The organism is Cocleimonas sp. KMM 6892 (assembly GCF_035798195.1).
In the GTDB taxonomy this organism is placed as follows: domain Bacteria; phylum Pseudomonadota; class Gammaproteobacteria; order Thiotrichales; family Thiotrichaceae; genus Cocleimonas; species Cocleimonas flava.
This window is the reverse complement of record NZ_JAPFBV010000006.1, coordinates 352,096-366,991: the sequence shown is the minus strand read 5'-3', so window position 1 is coordinate 366,991 and position 14,896 is coordinate 352,096. Positions and strand designations below refer to the sequence as shown.

The 14,896-nt window shown below is 42.2% G+C and carries 12 protein-coding genes; 8 read left to right on the top strand and 4 right to left on the bottom strand.

Features of this window, described 5'->3' with window-relative positions:
* Positions 1-116: 116 nt before the first annotated feature.
* Positions 117-803, bottom strand: coding sequence for a winged helix-turn-helix transcriptional regulator (locus OO007_RS17445; protein WP_131906389.1), 687 nt, complete (start codon positions 801-803; stop codon positions 117-119).
* A 181-nt stretch (positions 804-984) separates the two neighbouring features.
* Between OO007_RS17445 and OO007_RS17440 the strand changes: the two genes are divergently transcribed.
* Positions 985-1,209 carry a tautomerase family protein gene (locus OO007_RS17440; protein ID WP_325809758.1) on the top strand — a complete coding sequence of 75 codons (225 nt, stop codon included), beginning with the start codon at positions 985-987 and terminating at the stop codon, positions 1,207-1,209.
* A 252-nt stretch (positions 1,210-1,461) separates the two neighbouring features.
* On the opposite strand, the gene recD is transcribed toward OO007_RS17440, so the two are convergent.
* Complete coding sequence (recD, locus tag OO007_RS17435) at positions 1,462-3,378, bottom strand: exodeoxyribonuclease V subunit alpha (protein WP_325809757.1); 1,917 nt, start codon at positions 3,376-3,378, stop codon at positions 1,462-1,464.
* The gene (gene recB, locus OO007_RS17430) at positions 3,378-7,121 is read right to left on the bottom strand and encodes an exodeoxyribonuclease V subunit beta (RefSeq protein WP_325809756.1); all 3,744 of its coding nucleotides are present in this window, start codon (positions 7,119-7,121) and stop codon (positions 3,378-3,380) included. Before recB ends, recD begins: the two co-directional genes overlap by 1 nt.
* A 154-nt stretch (positions 7,122-7,275) precedes the next feature.
* On the opposite strand from recB, the gene OO007_RS17425 reads away from it, so the two are divergent.
* The 5 genes from OO007_RS17425 (at position 7,276) to rlmB (ending at position 12,282) form a co-directional block, all read left to right on the top strand.
* Entirely contained in the window at positions 7,276-8,055 is a 780-nt protein-coding gene (locus tag OO007_RS17425; protein ID WP_325809755.1) for a sialate O-acetylesterase, read from the top strand.
* 265 nt (positions 8,056-8,320) lie between these two features.
* Positions 8,321-8,692: a hypothetical protein gene (locus tag OO007_RS17420; RefSeq protein WP_325809754.1), complete on the top strand. Its 372-nt coding sequence runs from the start codon at positions 8,321-8,323 to the stop codon at positions 8,690-8,692.
* A 149-nt stretch (positions 8,693-8,841) separates the two neighbouring features.
* Entirely contained in the window at positions 8,842-11,229 is a 2,388-nt protein-coding gene (gene rnr / locus OO007_RS17415) for a ribonuclease R (RefSeq protein ID WP_325809753.1), read from the top strand.
* A gap of 9 nt (positions 11,230-11,238) precedes the next feature.
* Positions 11,239-11,541: an antibiotic biosynthesis monooxygenase family protein gene (locus OO007_RS17410; protein ID WP_131906396.1), complete on the top strand. Its 303-nt coding sequence runs from the start codon at positions 11,239-11,241 to the stop codon at positions 11,539-11,541.
* A 3-nt stretch (positions 11,542-11,544) separates the two neighbouring features.
* A complete protein-coding gene (rlmB, locus tag OO007_RS17405; protein WP_131906397.1) occupies positions 11,545-12,282 on the top strand; it encodes a 23S rRNA (guanosine(2251)-2'-O)-methyltransferase RlmB in 738 nt (245 codons plus the stop codon).
* Positions 12,283-12,382: 100 nt separating this feature from the next.
* Here the strand turns inward: rlmB and OO007_RS17400 are convergent, their stop codons facing one another.
* Complete coding sequence (locus tag OO007_RS17400) at positions 12,383-12,988, bottom strand: hypothetical protein (RefSeq protein WP_325809752.1); 606 nt, start codon at positions 12,986-12,988, stop codon at positions 12,383-12,385.
* 301 nt (positions 12,989-13,289) lie between these two features.
* Here OO007_RS17400 and OO007_RS17395 point away from each other — a divergent pair, with 301 nt between their 5' ends.
* Entirely contained in the window at positions 13,290-13,955 is a 666-nt protein-coding gene (locus OO007_RS17395; RefSeq protein WP_325809751.1) for a glutathione S-transferase N-terminal domain-containing protein, read from the top strand.
* 23 nt (positions 13,956-13,978) lie between these two features.
* Positions 13,979-14,833, top strand: coding sequence for a sulfurtransferase (locus tag OO007_RS17390; RefSeq protein WP_325809750.1), 855 nt, complete (start codon positions 13,979-13,981; stop codon positions 14,831-14,833).
* Positions 14,834-14,896 lie beyond the last annotated feature (63 nt).

The following is a 14,896-nucleotide window of genomic DNA, read 5'->3' as shown; positions in this document are numbered from 1 at the left end:
ACCCCCCTACTTTGGGGCACTTTTTTTCAACGAACAATAATATGTATCTTGGATAGGCATTACACCCTTCGAGATGAAAGCTGTTATTTATACGAGCTACTGTATAAATTAAAACTCTAATCGATTTCGACCGCTTCGGGAATACCTGCAAAGATACTGTAGGCCATCCAGCGCGATACATTACTCGTCAGTTGCGGTGGTCCTAACAGTTTTAGGCGGCTTTCTCGAATTGCTTTCTTGTAGGTGGTATCTCCCATCCACACTTCGATCATGGTGCGTAGGTCGGTATTAAACCAAACGTCTACGTCCCTGCCGGGGTCTTCAAGGCACACATCTACTTCGTCATTCTGTACAACTATCCACCATTTTTTTAGATTTTCTAAATCGGTAAAGTTGAATTGAATCGTCGTTTCATTGCCTGCGAGTTTCTCGGGTTTAATACTCCTTACCAGATAGATCATCAATAGTTCGACATCGAGTTCAGAGTTCTGCATTTGGCCACGCGCCCATTTCATTCCCCAGTCGCCCAACTGCATTATGACGGGGTAAAGGTCTTTTCCGGCTTCAGACAAAAAGTACTCGTAACCTTTCTGCATATTGATTTTTTTGCGAACCATCAGGCCGTTTTCTGTTAGCTCATTGAGCCGCTTGGTTAGCATGGTTGGAGATATCAGTGCCATGCCGCGTTGAAATTCATTAAACCTTGTAGCGCCCATCAGGGCTTCTCTAATAATTAGAAAGGTCCACTTTTCTCCCAATAACTCGGATGCTTTTGCAACCGGACAAAACTGTTTGTACTCCATCACAACCTCCTAAGTTAACTATGTGTAGTTGCTTACTACACAATCTGTAGTGCATTACTACAGTTTACGTCGCATCTTTTTTTGTCTGCGAATTCTATTATTTCCTCACCAACACAAACTGTTTGGTTTTATTTATACACTTTTTTTTAACAACTTTTTATTAACTATAGGAAAAAATATTATGCCACTTATCAACGTAAAGCTAATTGAAGATGTATTCACACCCGCACAAAAGACACAAATCATCGAGAAACTTACCGGTGCCATGGTAGAAATCGAAGGTGAAAACATGCGCGGAGTGACCTGGGTATATATCGAAGATATCAAGCAAGGTGATTTGGGTATCGGAGGAAAACCCCTCCACGCTAAAGATGTTCACAGCCTTCAACGCGGCGAAGCTGCATAAAGCTTGAACGGGCATCGGCTGTGAAAACAGCTGATGCCTAATCTATTTAGAAAACAGATTTTTTATTACTTTTTAGGCCATAAGGTATCATAAGCCACAAATAGGAATAGTGAGAGAATAGCGCCAGTCGGAACGGCTATAAATTTCACAAAAAAGTATCCTAAATTTTCTCCGAAAATAAAATACACACCGAAAGTTAATAAAGAACCAATGACTATTGTGCCTAGTGCAATAACAAGAATATATTTCATGTTATGCGTTCGATAATGATTGCTCTATCCGAGTCGCCTTAACCACCTCAGCCTTAACCCCAGTTACCAACACACTCTCACTCGCCACAATACTCACCTGCTCTTTTGCACGGGTGATTCCGGTATAAATTAATTGTCTTGTTAGCAGCGGCATTTCTTCGTGTGGCAATATCAAAACGACTTGATTAAATTCTGAGCCCTGGCTTTTATGGATGGTCATCGCCCATGTGGTTTCGTGTGCGGGTAGTCGCACTGGAGAGAAGCTTTTGTATGCGTGTTCTCCTGATTTGTCAGCTGAAGGAAAATACACTTTTACTTCGCCATCTCTAATCAGGGTGATTCCGGTATCGCCATTAAACAGACCTTTGCCATAACTGTTTTGGGTAATCATAATGGGACGACCGTGATACCAGCTTTGGTTATTGTTCGAGAACTTTTTACGGAAGTGTATCTGATTCTGTTTTGCCAGTGCGGTTTCGATGCGACTGCTCATATTCACGCTGCCATTTGGTCCGCGACGTAAAGCGCATAACACTCGGTATTGATTGAATGCCTGAAAAATTTCATCGTAGCTAGCGTCTGGATTATTGATAACGTCGATATACATTCGCCATGGTTTGATGAGTTCAGCATCCCTTAATGTATCTGGTGCGATAAGTTTACAATTCTCACTGTTGCTATCTTTGAGTAAGCTGAGTAATTTCCTGCTATCACCCTGATTGGCGGCTATCGCGCTTTGTCCAATGTCGCTGTCTTTGGAGAAGCGCCAGTTTTTCTTTAACGTCACCAAGTGCTCGCTTTTATCCTCTTCTAATCCGCTACACATATCGGCAAATACCGAGCCTGTTTCTACGGATGAGAGTTGATCTTTATCGCCGATGAGAATCAGTTTCGCATGAGCGGGAACGGCTTCGACAAGTTTAGACATAAGCGCGATATCGATCATCGAGGCTTCATCGACCAATACTACATCGGCATTCAGTGGGTTATTACGATTGTGTTTGAAATTTACGCTGCCGTGTTGGTAGCCAAGTAGTTTGTGGATGGTGCTGGCTTCGCTGGGCATGAGTGCCGCTGCATCTTCTGTCAAACCCAGACCTGCTTGCGCATCGCGAATCGAATCGAGCATACGAATCGCCGCTTTACCGGTTGGCGCGGCTAATAAAACCTTGAAACTATTTGTTAAGCCACCCCCCACCTTTGGAGCAGTTTTTTCATCTGATGGTGACAAATGCTGTTCAATCAATAATGCCAATAAACGCGTTATCGTGGTTGTTTTACCTGTGCCCGGGCCACCTGAGACAATCAGGAATTGATGTTTTAATGCCAGTTCTACAGCGCGGCGTTGCCAATTGATTTCTTTTGACTCTTTTTCGTTTTCACTATCTTCATCGTCAGAGAACAATTCATCAAGCCGTTGTTGCGCCCAGCTATCCTGATTTGACGACTTGGTATTGGAATCAATATCTTCATCAACCGTCATACGCGCGCGTATTTGTTTCGCCAGTTGGTTTTGGTATTGCCAGTAACGTCGAAGGTACAAATAGCCCTGATCAATTATCAGTGGTTTGTAATCCCCTGCTTCGCCACCGACATTAGTTTGCAGTAATACGGCTTGATCTTCTTCTGATACCGGAATCGCAATTTGACCTTCGCGGGTGTGTTTGCTGATCTCTAAAGTGCAGCGTTTGATTACTTTGTTTTGTGCTATTTGTAAGTCGCTTTCTTTATCTTTCGAGCTGTTTAGCTCTTGCATGAGTTCTGCAAGTTGCTTGTCTAGTGCTTCGTATTCTTCTGCTTCTGGTGGAGCTTGTTGCTGCAAATTTGTCGATGGTGTTTCTACTGTTTCTGGCAGTACGTCACTTGCGTCCTTTTTCGAATCAGCGGAATCACCGAACATGGAGAGTTGCTCTGACATTAGCTTGCCTCCTGTGTTTCGGGCTGTACGTTGTGGCTAGGTAAACGCATAAACAAACCATCTAATGCATTAATCAAATCGAGGCTCGGTTTATGGTAAAACACACCCCCCCACTTTGAGGCACTTTTTTGTGAGTCCTGATCCACTTGCTCAGTTTTTGTCATGCCACGAATAAACAGGTAATACGCGCCACCGAAATGTGTTTCCCATTGATAGCCGGGTAAACGCTGTTCTAAATAGCGATGCAACGCCACGCAGTAGATGAGGTATTGCAGATAGTAATGCGCCTCAGCCATTGGCGTGAAGAGCTTTTCGGGCGCATAGTCTTCAAGCGTATTGGATTTGTAATCCGCCAGATAGTATTTGCCATTGTATTCGAAAATCAGGTCGATAAAGCCTTTTAGATAGCCCTCAACTTCTTCGAAATACAAGGTGTCTACTGCTTCGCGGATTTGACGCCACTTCGGTGTTGGGTCGGATTCTTCATCAACCGGTAAATGCTGAAATAAGGTTTGTTTTAGCTTTTCGATATCGAGTCGTTCGAGTGGCAGATAGAATTCCATCTCATCCAGACGTTGCGCTTTACTCAGCTTATTAAGTGACAGGGTTTCGGTTTCTGCTGACGCATGATTCTGATGTAGTTCAGCCTCAATGCTTTCCCCAATCAAACGCATCGCGGCTTGTTTGTGCTTTTCTTCGAAGCTGTATTTTTCGAGGATTCTATCGAAGGTTTCTGTTTGCTCTTCCAGTGGCTGGGTGAAGTCGATATTCTCGTAAATTTCGTGCAAGGCAGTACCCGCAGTTGCGCCTTTGGGAAAGGCTTCTACGATATTTTCTGCGCTGTCATCCGCCTGCGCTATTTGTTTATTATTGATTTCGACAAAACTGTCGTAATCGGGCGTTTCGGCGTGTGCGCCAGCGGTCAAGCCACTAAAGCTGGTGATTTGCGCTTGTGATTTAATCTCGGCGGTAAATTCACGGGCTGTTAGGGTTTGATTTGTTTCAATCGGCTGATACACCAAATCCTGTGGATACTCGGGCAAATCATCGAGTGAGATATTGCCGTTACCAACCGTTTCGAGTTTCAGTAAGTTTTGCTCGTACGCCAGTTTAAATTCGGCTTTCTGTTCTTTTTCTGCTTTGCCAGAACCGGACGGATTACTTTTACCATTGGTGAGTAACCAACCCAGTGCAGAACGATCGGGACTGCCACTGATGGTTTCTGGGAACACCACAATATTACACTGATATTTTGCGCGAGTTAATGCCACATATAATAGGCGTGTGTCTTCTGCCAGTTCTTCCTGTTTTTTTAGTTCTTTATGCTCATCACTTTCTGATGAGCCAATTTCTAGATAACTGCGTTCGTCTTTGTGAAAGGTGAATATTTTATCGCTATTCGCTTTCGGGCTTAATCCGACATAGGGGCAATAGACGATGGGGTATTCCAGACCTTTTGATTTGTGAATGGTGACGATTTTGACGAGGTTTTCATCGCTTTCTAAACGCAATTCACTTTCTGTGGCGCTGCTGTTTTCTTGACGCTGTTTCAACCACAACAGCACTTCTTCGATACTTAATGATTTCTTACGAACCGCTTGATGGATGATTTCTGCGAGGTGCAAAGTATTGGTTATGCGGCGTTCGCCATCCATAAAGTTGAGCAGATGCTGATGCGTGTTTTGTGATTTCATCAAGGCGCGCATCATCGGTAGAAAGCCATGATGCTTCCATTGGTATTGCCAGTTTTGGAATAACAATAGAATCTCTTCCCAGGCATTGCTGTCTGACTCTAAATCTAACAAGTCCTGCGCTTGATAACCCATAAGTTCGGTGACTAAGGCACGGCGCACATTGTCTTCGCGTTGTGGATCAGCAATCGCCGTGAGTAATCGATGAATTTCTACCGCTTCGTGGGTTTCGAAAATACTTTGCTTACTACTTTGCACACTGGCGATTTTACGTTGATTAAGCGCTGCTTTGATCATATCGCCTTGCGTGTGCGAGCGGATTAAAATCGCGATATCTCCACCACCGATGGGCTTGCCTTCAATGCATGCCTTACCCTGATTGGATGCATTGAGTAATTCTGCAATATCACCCGCTACTGCATCGGCGATTCCTTTGCGGATAGCATCGGCTGATTGAGGTTCTAGTTTGCCATCAGGTTTTTCGCCAGGCGTTTGATTAAAGCGCCACAGTTGCAATGGAGTTCGCGCCTCTGGTGCTTGAATATCATTGAGGTCTTTTCCCGACTTGACCTGCACGTATTCGATGCCTTCATCCTGAAAGGGATTATCAGACTGAGCGTATAAGGTATTAAACGCAGAGATTAATTTGTCATGCGAACGCCAGTTAGTTTTAAGTGTGTGATGATTGCTTTCATCCGTATCGGCTTTGGCTTTTAGATAGGTGTGAATGTCGCCACCACGGAAACTATAAATCGCCTGCTTCGGATCACCAACTAAGAAAACAGCGTTATCCTGTGTGTGCGGATCATTATAAATAGTACTAAAAATATCGTATTGTATCGGGTCCGTATCCTGAAATTCATCAATCAGTGCAGCTTGATATTTCTTGCGTAAATCTATCGCCAGTTGTGGGTTGGTTTTTAACGCCTGTTGCAGCTGTAATAGCAGGTCATCGAAGGATAAAACACCGAGGCGTTTTTTCTCTTTCGGGAGTTCTTCTTGTAAATATCTCAGTAGCTCGATGCGGGTGTTATTGAGAAAATCATCTGAGCCTTTATTAAGTTGCTCCCAAAGTTCTGAAAAAATTTCCCATGCAGAGAAAAAGCTGTGTTCTGGCGGGGTGCATTTTGCTTTAGTCCCTGTCTCTATATATGAGCGTTTAAATTTCTGTGCGCTTTCTATGAAATCTGCATTGATATCAAACAAGGCTTTAATTTGATTCATTTCGTTGCATAACTTTGCAACCGTGGGTTTCCTGAATTTATTACCGTTTAAGTTTTTATCTTCTAATAATATTTGGGTGATTTCAGCACCCTCTGTTTGCCATTGTTTAACAATGTTCTGCAAGCCTTGTTCCAGAATGTCCCATTTGTCTGTTTTTTTACTTTCATTCGAGCTAGCGTCATTTGAGCCATTTACATTGTTTTCTGGACCGCATAATTCAAGATACGGTTTACCCACAGCATTTCTAATATCTTTGAGTAATGAGTCGGGCGTGACACTTTTCTGGTGTAATTTGAAGATTAATGATTTCGGTGCGTTGTCGGTATACCTACGCCAAAAATCATCCGTGAGTTTTTGCATTAACTCACTGTCATCATCCATTAGTTCGCTTTCAAACGGTAGCCCTGCTTCGAAAGCATTTTCACTCAAGGTGCGTTGGCAGAAACCGTGGATGGTAAATATCGCGGCTTCATCAAGGCTGAGCTTGGCCCGATTTAGACGGCGAATTGCTTCTTCGTAATCAGATTCACGTTCGATGAGTTCCAATACTTCGCCATATTCTTTTTTAAGTGCATCTGTCAGGCCGTGTTCGTTGATTGCTTTAAATGCCGCTAATGCGCCGACTAATCTTTGACGCACATCGTCTCGCAGTTCTTTGGTAGCCGCTTCGGTGAACGTTACGACTAAAATCTGGTCAACTGTGAGATTCTTTTCGAGTATCAAACGAAGGAACAGCAAGGTTACAGTCCACGATTTACCCGTGCCCGCGCTGGCTTCTATTAAATTTATTGAGCATAAGGGAATTTCGTAGGGATTTAGGGTTCTCATGAAAACCAATATTACCTTGTTTTTATGTCAGATATCAGTAATCTTGAACTAAAGGAAGCTCAAAATACCCTTAGGCTTATTCAAGAATAACTTACATGTCGAAGTGGATGGCATAAGAACTAAAATACTTAGCTAATTAAGAATAAAACAAATTATGTCATTTCAAAAAACTCAAGGTAAGTCATTTACTTATCTATTTGCATTCGCGCTTGTCTTTTCGCTGTCGTTACTTGTTTCAAGTAATCTATCCGCCAAGGAAAGAGTGTATATTTTAGCCGGCCAATCGAACATGATGGGCAAAGGCAAAACACATCAATTACCAGCATTTTTAAAACGCCAGCCTAGTAATGTTGAGTTTTATTACCAAGGTCGTAAACGTGAGTTGGCAAAGTTTTCACACTTCGGTCCTGAAGTGAGTTTTGCCCATGCCATTTCCCGTGCTTTCCCCAACGATAAACACATTATTATTAAACATGTGGCGACAGGCAGCTCGATCAATCAATGGTTGCCCGGTTCTGGTTTATTCGCAGGTTTATTACGCCAACGCGGTTTTGTTAAAGTCGGCACACAAAGCAATAATATTGTAAATACAAAAGTAGATGCAGTGATCTGGATGCAAGGCGAACGCGATGCGCGTTCAGAACATAATGCTTACAACTACGAATCAAATCTTAAACGCTTTATCACAGGCGTGAGAAGACAATTAGATTCGCCGCGTAGCGTGTTCATCATGGGTGAAGTGAATCCCGAAGACCCTGCATTCTTTATGCTCGATACCGTGCAACAAGCGCAGGTTAATACGCAAAGAACCCTACCCGGTGTGAAACTGGTATCGACTAATGGTCTGGGGAAAATTTATGACCATGTTCATTACGATACACAAGGCCAGCTGGAATTAGGCAAGCGCTTCGCCAGAGCGTATACCAATAGATAATCAGAGCAGCAAATCCGTTCCATTAAACGTCAGTCAATTCAACTTAAAACCTACACCTTAGATTTGAAATCACTGCAGTTCAGTTTAAATTAACTATTTTAGTACCGTTAGTCTGGTACTTCGAACAAGGTTTAACCTCACACCACTTACAGTCAGTATCAATGCGATAAGCAATATAAAAATTATAATTATCCGTGTTGATTCAATTATTTAACGTTACTCTTTTTTTACTGAGAATTGACGTTTTTGGAGACTGAAAATACACATGCAAACGCACCAAATTATCGATTCAAATCATTTAGAAACCTGCCTCTTCAAATTTTGTCGTTCAGGTAGTACAGGTACTGTTTTTATTACCACGGATAAGAATCAATCGTGCCAAATCATTTTAGAAGATGGCGAGGTAAAGGCTGCTGCTCTTGGTCAGAAAAGAGGATTTGAAGCTATTTTAGAGCTTAAGGAAACTCGTGTTAAACGATACTCTTTTATTCAAAACATGAAGTTTCCCCTTTCCATATACGCCAATATCATTTGCAGTGACACTGTATTGGAGATTCTTGGATACAATGTGAATGATATTTCAAATTCTCGAATGTATGCAGAAACACAAGATACGTTCTACGCTCGTCAATTATAGAAGAGTCATTCAAGTCTAAGCCAGACATTACATCAAATATTAGGCTAATCTCAGCTAATCCCAAACTCGTTTTATTGAATAATTTAAACGTTATTATTTTTTGACTTTAATTAGATAAATTATCATTAAAAAGGCGTAGAATGCGCCTCATGAAAAATTATAAAGATCCGCACAAAGAACGCGAGGCGAAAAAATACGATCGCCCTATCCCAAGCCGTGAGTTAATGCTCGATGTCATGGACAAAACGGGCCACCCGATGGGATTCAACGAATTAGCCGATGCTCTCGGCGTCACCGAACAACCAGACCTCGATGCAATGAAGTTCCGTTTACGCGCTATGGAGCGCGACGGCCAGATTTTATTTAATCGCGGTAAAAAATACGTACCAACTACCAAAGCCGATTTAATAGCAGGTCGTGTTCAAGGACACCCTGATGGTTTTGGCTTTTTAATCCCTGAAGATGGCTCTGACGATCTGTACTTGCACGGCAAACAAATGCGCAAGGTCATGCATGGCGATAAGGTACTTGCCAGCGTTACCGGTATCGACCGTAGAGGTCGTCGCGAAGGCGCAGTTATCGAAGTTTTAGAAAATAATACCGAGTCTGTTGTCGGTCGTTATTTTGTCGAAAGTGGTTTGGGTTTTGTAACACCCGATAATTCACGTATCGCACAAGACATTCTGATCCCACCCGAAAACAGTGGCGATGCTAAAAGCGGCCAGATTGTGGTTGCGCGTATTGTTGAACATCCAACCTCTAGACATCAGGCAATCGGTAAAATTATTGAAACACTGGGTGACCACATGGCACCGGGTATGGAAATCGATATCGCATTGCGATCGCACGATTTACCGCATGTGTGGCCTGAAGGTGTTAAAACCGAAACTGACAAACTCAGCGATGAGGTGTTAGAAGAAGATAAAAAAGGCCGTGTTGATTTACGCAAAATGCCATTAGTTACGATAGATGGTGAAGATTCGCGTGACTTTGATGACGCGGTTTACTGTGAACAAAACCAGCAAGGTAACTGGGTACTTACAGTCGCGATCGCTGATGTTTCACACTACGTTCGACCAGGTACTGAATTAGACAAAGAAGCGATTGAACGCGCTACTTCGGTCTACTTCCCTGCGGAAGTGATTCCGATGCTGCCAGAGAAAATCTCTAACGGTTTGTGTTCGCTTAACCCCAAAGTTGATCGCCTGTGTATGGTATGTGAAGCCACGATTGATGGAAATGGTGAAGTCACAGATTACCGCTTTTATAACGCGGTTATGAATTCTGCTGCGCGCCTAACCTATAACAAAATGGCGGCTATGGTCGTTGATCAGAATGCTGATTTACGCAATGAATATGCGCCGATCATTGATCATTTAGATGATCTTTACAAACTCTATAAAGTATTACGCAAAGCGCGTGATGATCGCGGTTCGATTGATTTTGAAACTACCGAAACGCAAATTATTTTTGGTGAGAATCGCAAGATAGAAAACATCATTCCAACCACACGTAACGATGCCCACAAGATCATCGAAGAGTGCATGGTTACCGCAAATATGTGTGCCGCACGTTTCTTGAAAAAGAACAAAATTCCAGCATTGCATCGTGTACATGCAGGGCCAGAAACGGAAAAGCTGGCTAAGGTTCATGAATTCCTCAACGGTTTGGGCTTAAAGTTGGGGGGTGGCGATGATCCACAACCCAAAGATTATGCCGAGTTATTGAGAAGCGTTTCAGATCGGCCTGATGCACGTTTGATTCAGACGGTCATGTTGCGCTCTATGAGTCGCGCACAATACGCACCAGAAGATAAAGAACACCCAGATAATACGCGTCACTTTGGTCTTGCCAGAAAAGACTATGCTCACTTTACATCTCCGATTCGACGTTACCCTGATTTATTGGTACATCGTGCGATTTTGCATATTCTGGAAAATAAAACGGCCAAAGGTTATCGATACGATTACGCCGCGATGAAAAAGCTTGGCGAACACTGTTCGCAATGCGAGCAACGCGCTGATGATGCAAGTCGTGATGTGATGTCATGGCTTAAAGCTGAGTATATGCAGGATAAGATTGGCGAAACGTTCAAAGGCATTATTTCAACGGTAACCAGCTTTGGTTTATTCGTTGAGCTTGATGATGTGTTTGTCGAAGGACTGGTTCATGTATCCGCATTGAAGAGTGATTATTACCACTTCGATGCTGCACGACATACCATGACAGGTGAAAATTCAGGCAAAACATTCCGCCTGGGTGATTCAATAGAAATACTGGTTGCTCGTGTAGACCTTGAAGATCGTAAGATTGATTTTGTACTTCCTGATTCTGGTGACTCGAAAGATAGTCATGATCAAGGATCAAGAAAACCTCGCAAAAAGAAATCTGGAAGCTCTTATTCGAAAAACGCGAAAAAAGACACGAAAAACTCCGAGAAGACTTCTGGTAAGAAGAAAAAGAAAACCACACCGAAAAATGTGAAAAAATCCAAAAAGAAAGCAAAGTTAGCGTCTAAGCGAAAAGGCAAACAATAAGGAATTTATATGTTTAAAGACATTATCACTTATGAATTAGACGACGACGTCGATGAAGCCTACCTGCTGAATATTGCCGGTGAAATCATCGAAAGCTGGATGAGCAAACAACCGGGTTTTATTCAGTGGGATATTCATAAAAACACCATTGGCGACGGGTATACCGATATCGTCTACTGGGAAACGCGCGAAGCAGCACAAGCCGCCGAGCAACAAATGGGAAATATCCCAAATGCTGCTGACTGGTTTTCCTGTTACAAAGAAGGCTCAATTGGTAGCCAGAACTTACAACAATTAGGAAGTTTCAAATAAAGCATGAAGACATTGATCACTGGCATTCACGCGGTTGAATCTGCACTAAAAAATGATGCAGATAATATTACTCAAGTGTGGATTGCAGAAAACAAACGCAATCAACGCGTTAAAGAATTAATCAACCATGCACAGAAACGTGGCTTAATTGCACATCGCTCTGACCCTGCAAGTCTAGATAAGTTGGCTAAGACTCATCAGCATCAAGGTGTGGTTGCAGAATACAATGCACCGAAGAGTTTTCAGGAAGATGATCTTTTCGATATTTTGGAAAATATAGAAGGCACCCCCCTACTTTTAGTGCTTGATGGCGTGACAGACCCACATAATCTAGGCGCTTGTTTAAGAACAGCCGAAGGTGCTGGCGTACATGCCGTTATTGCACCGAAAGACAACGCGGTTGGTTTGACACCTGCTGCACGCAAAGTGGCTTCTGGCGCAGCCGAAACTGTACCGTTTATTCAAGTTACCAATCTGGTTCGTACTATTGAAAAGCTTAAGAAAGAAGGTATCTGGTTTATTGGTACAAGTGATAAATCATCCGGTGACTTATATACCTACGATTTCAAAACACCGAGCGCGATTGTGATGGGTGCTGAAGGTAAAGGCTTGCGTCGTTTAACCGAAGAGCATTGCGATACACTGATATCAATCCCAATGGCTGGTCAAGTGTCTAGCTTGAATGTTTCGGTAGCGACTGGTGTATGTCTGTATGAAGTAGTTAGACAAAGACAAGCTTAAAAAATACAACTTATAGAAACAAAAACAGCCCACTATTTAGTGGGCCGTTTTTGTTTTGTCTTCTTTTGTCTTCTTTTGTTTATATGATTTTTACCGTTTATTACTCTGCTGGCTTAGGTAATAAGGGCGTCGGTAAATCTTCAAAGATATCAATCAAGGTAAATAAGATATTAAAAGGTAATTGCGGGAATGCATCTCCACTGCCTCGGATTAGGCCTACTGGTGAAGGAATATTAAAGACTAAATCACCACCTTCTAAAGTAACATTGGCAAAACCACTGTCATCTGAGTTATACGTCGTCGAGTCATTGGCTATATTAATTATCGATGCAGTAATCAGGATGAAGTTACCCAATGGGTTCTCTGTCTGACGCGTTAGCAACTGATCCAATGAAGAAACCAATGTGTAAACACCAGGTCCATTGTCTTTATAAGACAGAGCTACGATCGAAGTCACGATCTCACCATCTTCATTCAAACCAAGACTCGTTGTGGTTAACACATCATAATTAGCAAGGCTGTTTTTCTTCGAACTACTGGCCGCAAACTTCATGTCGCCGATCGTCCAACGTGGCAATGTATCAACAACGTCGTCGTTTGCATCAATAATTGCATTAACAACAGAGCTAGTACTGCCGCCGCCACATGCCGTTATCATAAACGCTAACAAAACCATTAATGGTGCTCTTGTTAATAATTTGATCATATTAATTATTTCCTGCTGAATAAAATGATGAGTGAAGCTATTTAAGGGCTCTCTTTAAGTGAGAATATTGCTGTTATAGCTTGATATTAAAAGTGTTTAAAAATTAACTAAACATGATTGAAAAAAGTACGGACGAAAATTACAAATTGCTGAATAAACAGGTTACTATCTAAAATAACAACTATCCCAATTTATAAACTCCTGCTTCACTAAAATACTGATTAAAAAGTACTTAAGATACAGCACTAAGGAGTATGCAACTGGGAAAGGTTCATTTATTTCCACTGGGTTTACTTTATTTATGATCACGCTTTACCAGTTTCAATCTTGCCCTTTTTGCAGCAAAGTCCGTGCCTTACTTGCTTTTATCAAAGAACCTTACGAGATTATAGAAGTCTCTCCGTTTGGCATGAAAGAACTGGATTTTACTGACCATAAGAAAGTGCCGGTACTAAAAGACGGTGACGAGGTTATTGTAGAATCCGCTACCATCATCGAACATATCAATAACAAATACGCCAAGTTTACTGTAGATGATAAAACCAAAGAATGGACAGACTGGATCGACCAGACTTTAGTACATTACTTGCCGCCTTTGATACACCCTAATTTCAAAACGTCATTACGAAACTTTCAACGCATTATAAAACCGGGTCAATTTGGCTGGTTAAAAGGCAAAGTAGTTCGTTTTGCTGGCGCAATTGCAATGCCTAAAGTCGCACGAAAAATGAAAGATAAATACAATATTGTCGACGCCGAAAAAGAATTTCTGGCCGCTATTGATCACTGGACAACAGAGGGTCTTAAAGGCAATGAATTTTTTGGTGGAGAAAAACCCAATTACGTTGATTGCAGTGTTTTTGGCGTGCTCAATTCTTGTCACGAATTAGGTGTGGTAAAACGTGCAATGCAGCACAGCAAGGCATTCGCACTTTGGTATAACCGATGCCATCCCCTTATGACCTGAAATAACCACTCAAGAGAAAATCAATGAAATACACGAACATTGTTTCTACACAAACGCTTGAAGATAATTTAGACAATACTGACTGGATCATTTTTGACTGTCGAACGTCATTAATTGACCGCAGTCTGGGTTTAAAAAACTATCAAGAAAACCATATTCCTAATGCGTTTCACTGTCATCTAGAGAAAGACCTGTCCTCAGAAATCACCCCGGAAAGTGGCCGTCATCCACTTCCTGATTTCGATGCACTCATACAAAAGTTACACGCCTGGGGTATTGGCAAAAACACACAGGTTATCGCTTATGATGATGCTAGCAATGCATACTCAGGAAGGCTCTGGTGGCAATTACGTGCTTTTGGTTTTAATAATGTTGCGGTACTCGATGGTGGCATTCAGCAATGGATTAAAGAAGGTCGAAAACTAACGACTGAAATCCCTGTCGCTGTTGCAAAATCAGACGCCGATCAATTCAACTTTGAACTTGATCCTGAAGCTATTATCAGCACCGCACAGGTTCTGCAGAATATTGAAGATAAAACATTCACCCTGATTGATGCCAGAACACCTGAGCGCTATAGAGGTGAATCTGAACCATTAGACACGGTAGCGGGTCGTGTACCCGGCGCTATAAATAGAGCCTTTCAATTAAATCTGGATGACAATGGTCGCTTTTTACCTGCAGCAGAATTAAAAGCGCAATTCGATGATTTGTTACAGAATGAGAATGATCAGCTCGTCAATATGTGTGGCTCTGGCGTCACCGCTTGCCACAATATGCTCGCCTTGGAAATAGCTGGAATCACTGGCTCTAAGCTCTATGTTGGTTCATGGAGTGAATGGATTCGAGATAAAAAACGCCCAGTAGGTACTGGATAGCTAGATCATAACTACATCTTAACTACATAATAGCTAGGAAATAACTAAATAAGTCACCCCCCT

Bases quoted from the DNA above. Each gene is read 5' to 3' on its own strand.
- OO007_RS17425 (WP_325809755.1), top strand. From the start codon at position 7,276: ATGTCATTTCAAAAAACTCAAGGTAAGTCATTTACTTATCTATTTGCA.
- OO007_RS17410 (WP_131906396.1), top strand. From the start codon at position 11,239: ATGTTTAAAGACATTATCACTTATGAATTAGACGACGACGTCGATGAA.
- recB (WP_325809756.1), bottom strand. From the start codon at position 7,121: ATGAGAACCCTAAATCCCTACGAAATTCCCTTATGCTCAATAAATTTA.
- OO007_RS17400 (WP_325809752.1), bottom strand. From the start codon at position 12,988: ATGATCAAATTATTAACAAGAGCACCATTAATGGTTTTGTTAGCGTTT.
- rlmB (WP_131906397.1), top strand. From the start codon at position 11,545: ATGAAGACATTGATCACTGGCATTCACGCGGTTGAATCTGCACTAAAA.
- recD (WP_325809757.1), bottom strand. From the start codon at position 3,378: ATGTCAGAGCAACTCTCCATGTTCGGTGATTCCGCTGATTCGAAAAAG.
- OO007_RS17420 (WP_325809754.1), top strand. From the start codon at position 8,321: ATGCAAACGCACCAAATTATCGATTCAAATCATTTAGAAACCTGCCTC.
- OO007_RS17390 (WP_325809750.1), top strand. From the start codon at position 13,979: ATGAAATACACGAACATTGTTTCTACACAAACGCTTGAAGATAATTTA.
- OO007_RS17445 (WP_131906389.1), bottom strand. From the start codon at position 803: ATGGAGTACAAACAGTTTTGTCCGGTTGCAAAAGCATCCGAGTTATTG.
- OO007_RS17395 (WP_325809751.1), top strand. From the start codon at position 13,290: ATGATCACGCTTTACCAGTTTCAATCTTGCCCTTTTTGCAGCAAAGTC.
- rnr (WP_325809753.1), top strand. From the start codon at position 8,842: ATGAAAAATTATAAAGATCCGCACAAAGAACGCGAGGCGAAAAAATAC.
- OO007_RS17440 (WP_325809758.1), top strand. From the start codon at position 985: ATGCCACTTATCAACGTAAAGCTAATTGAAGATGTATTCACACCCGCA.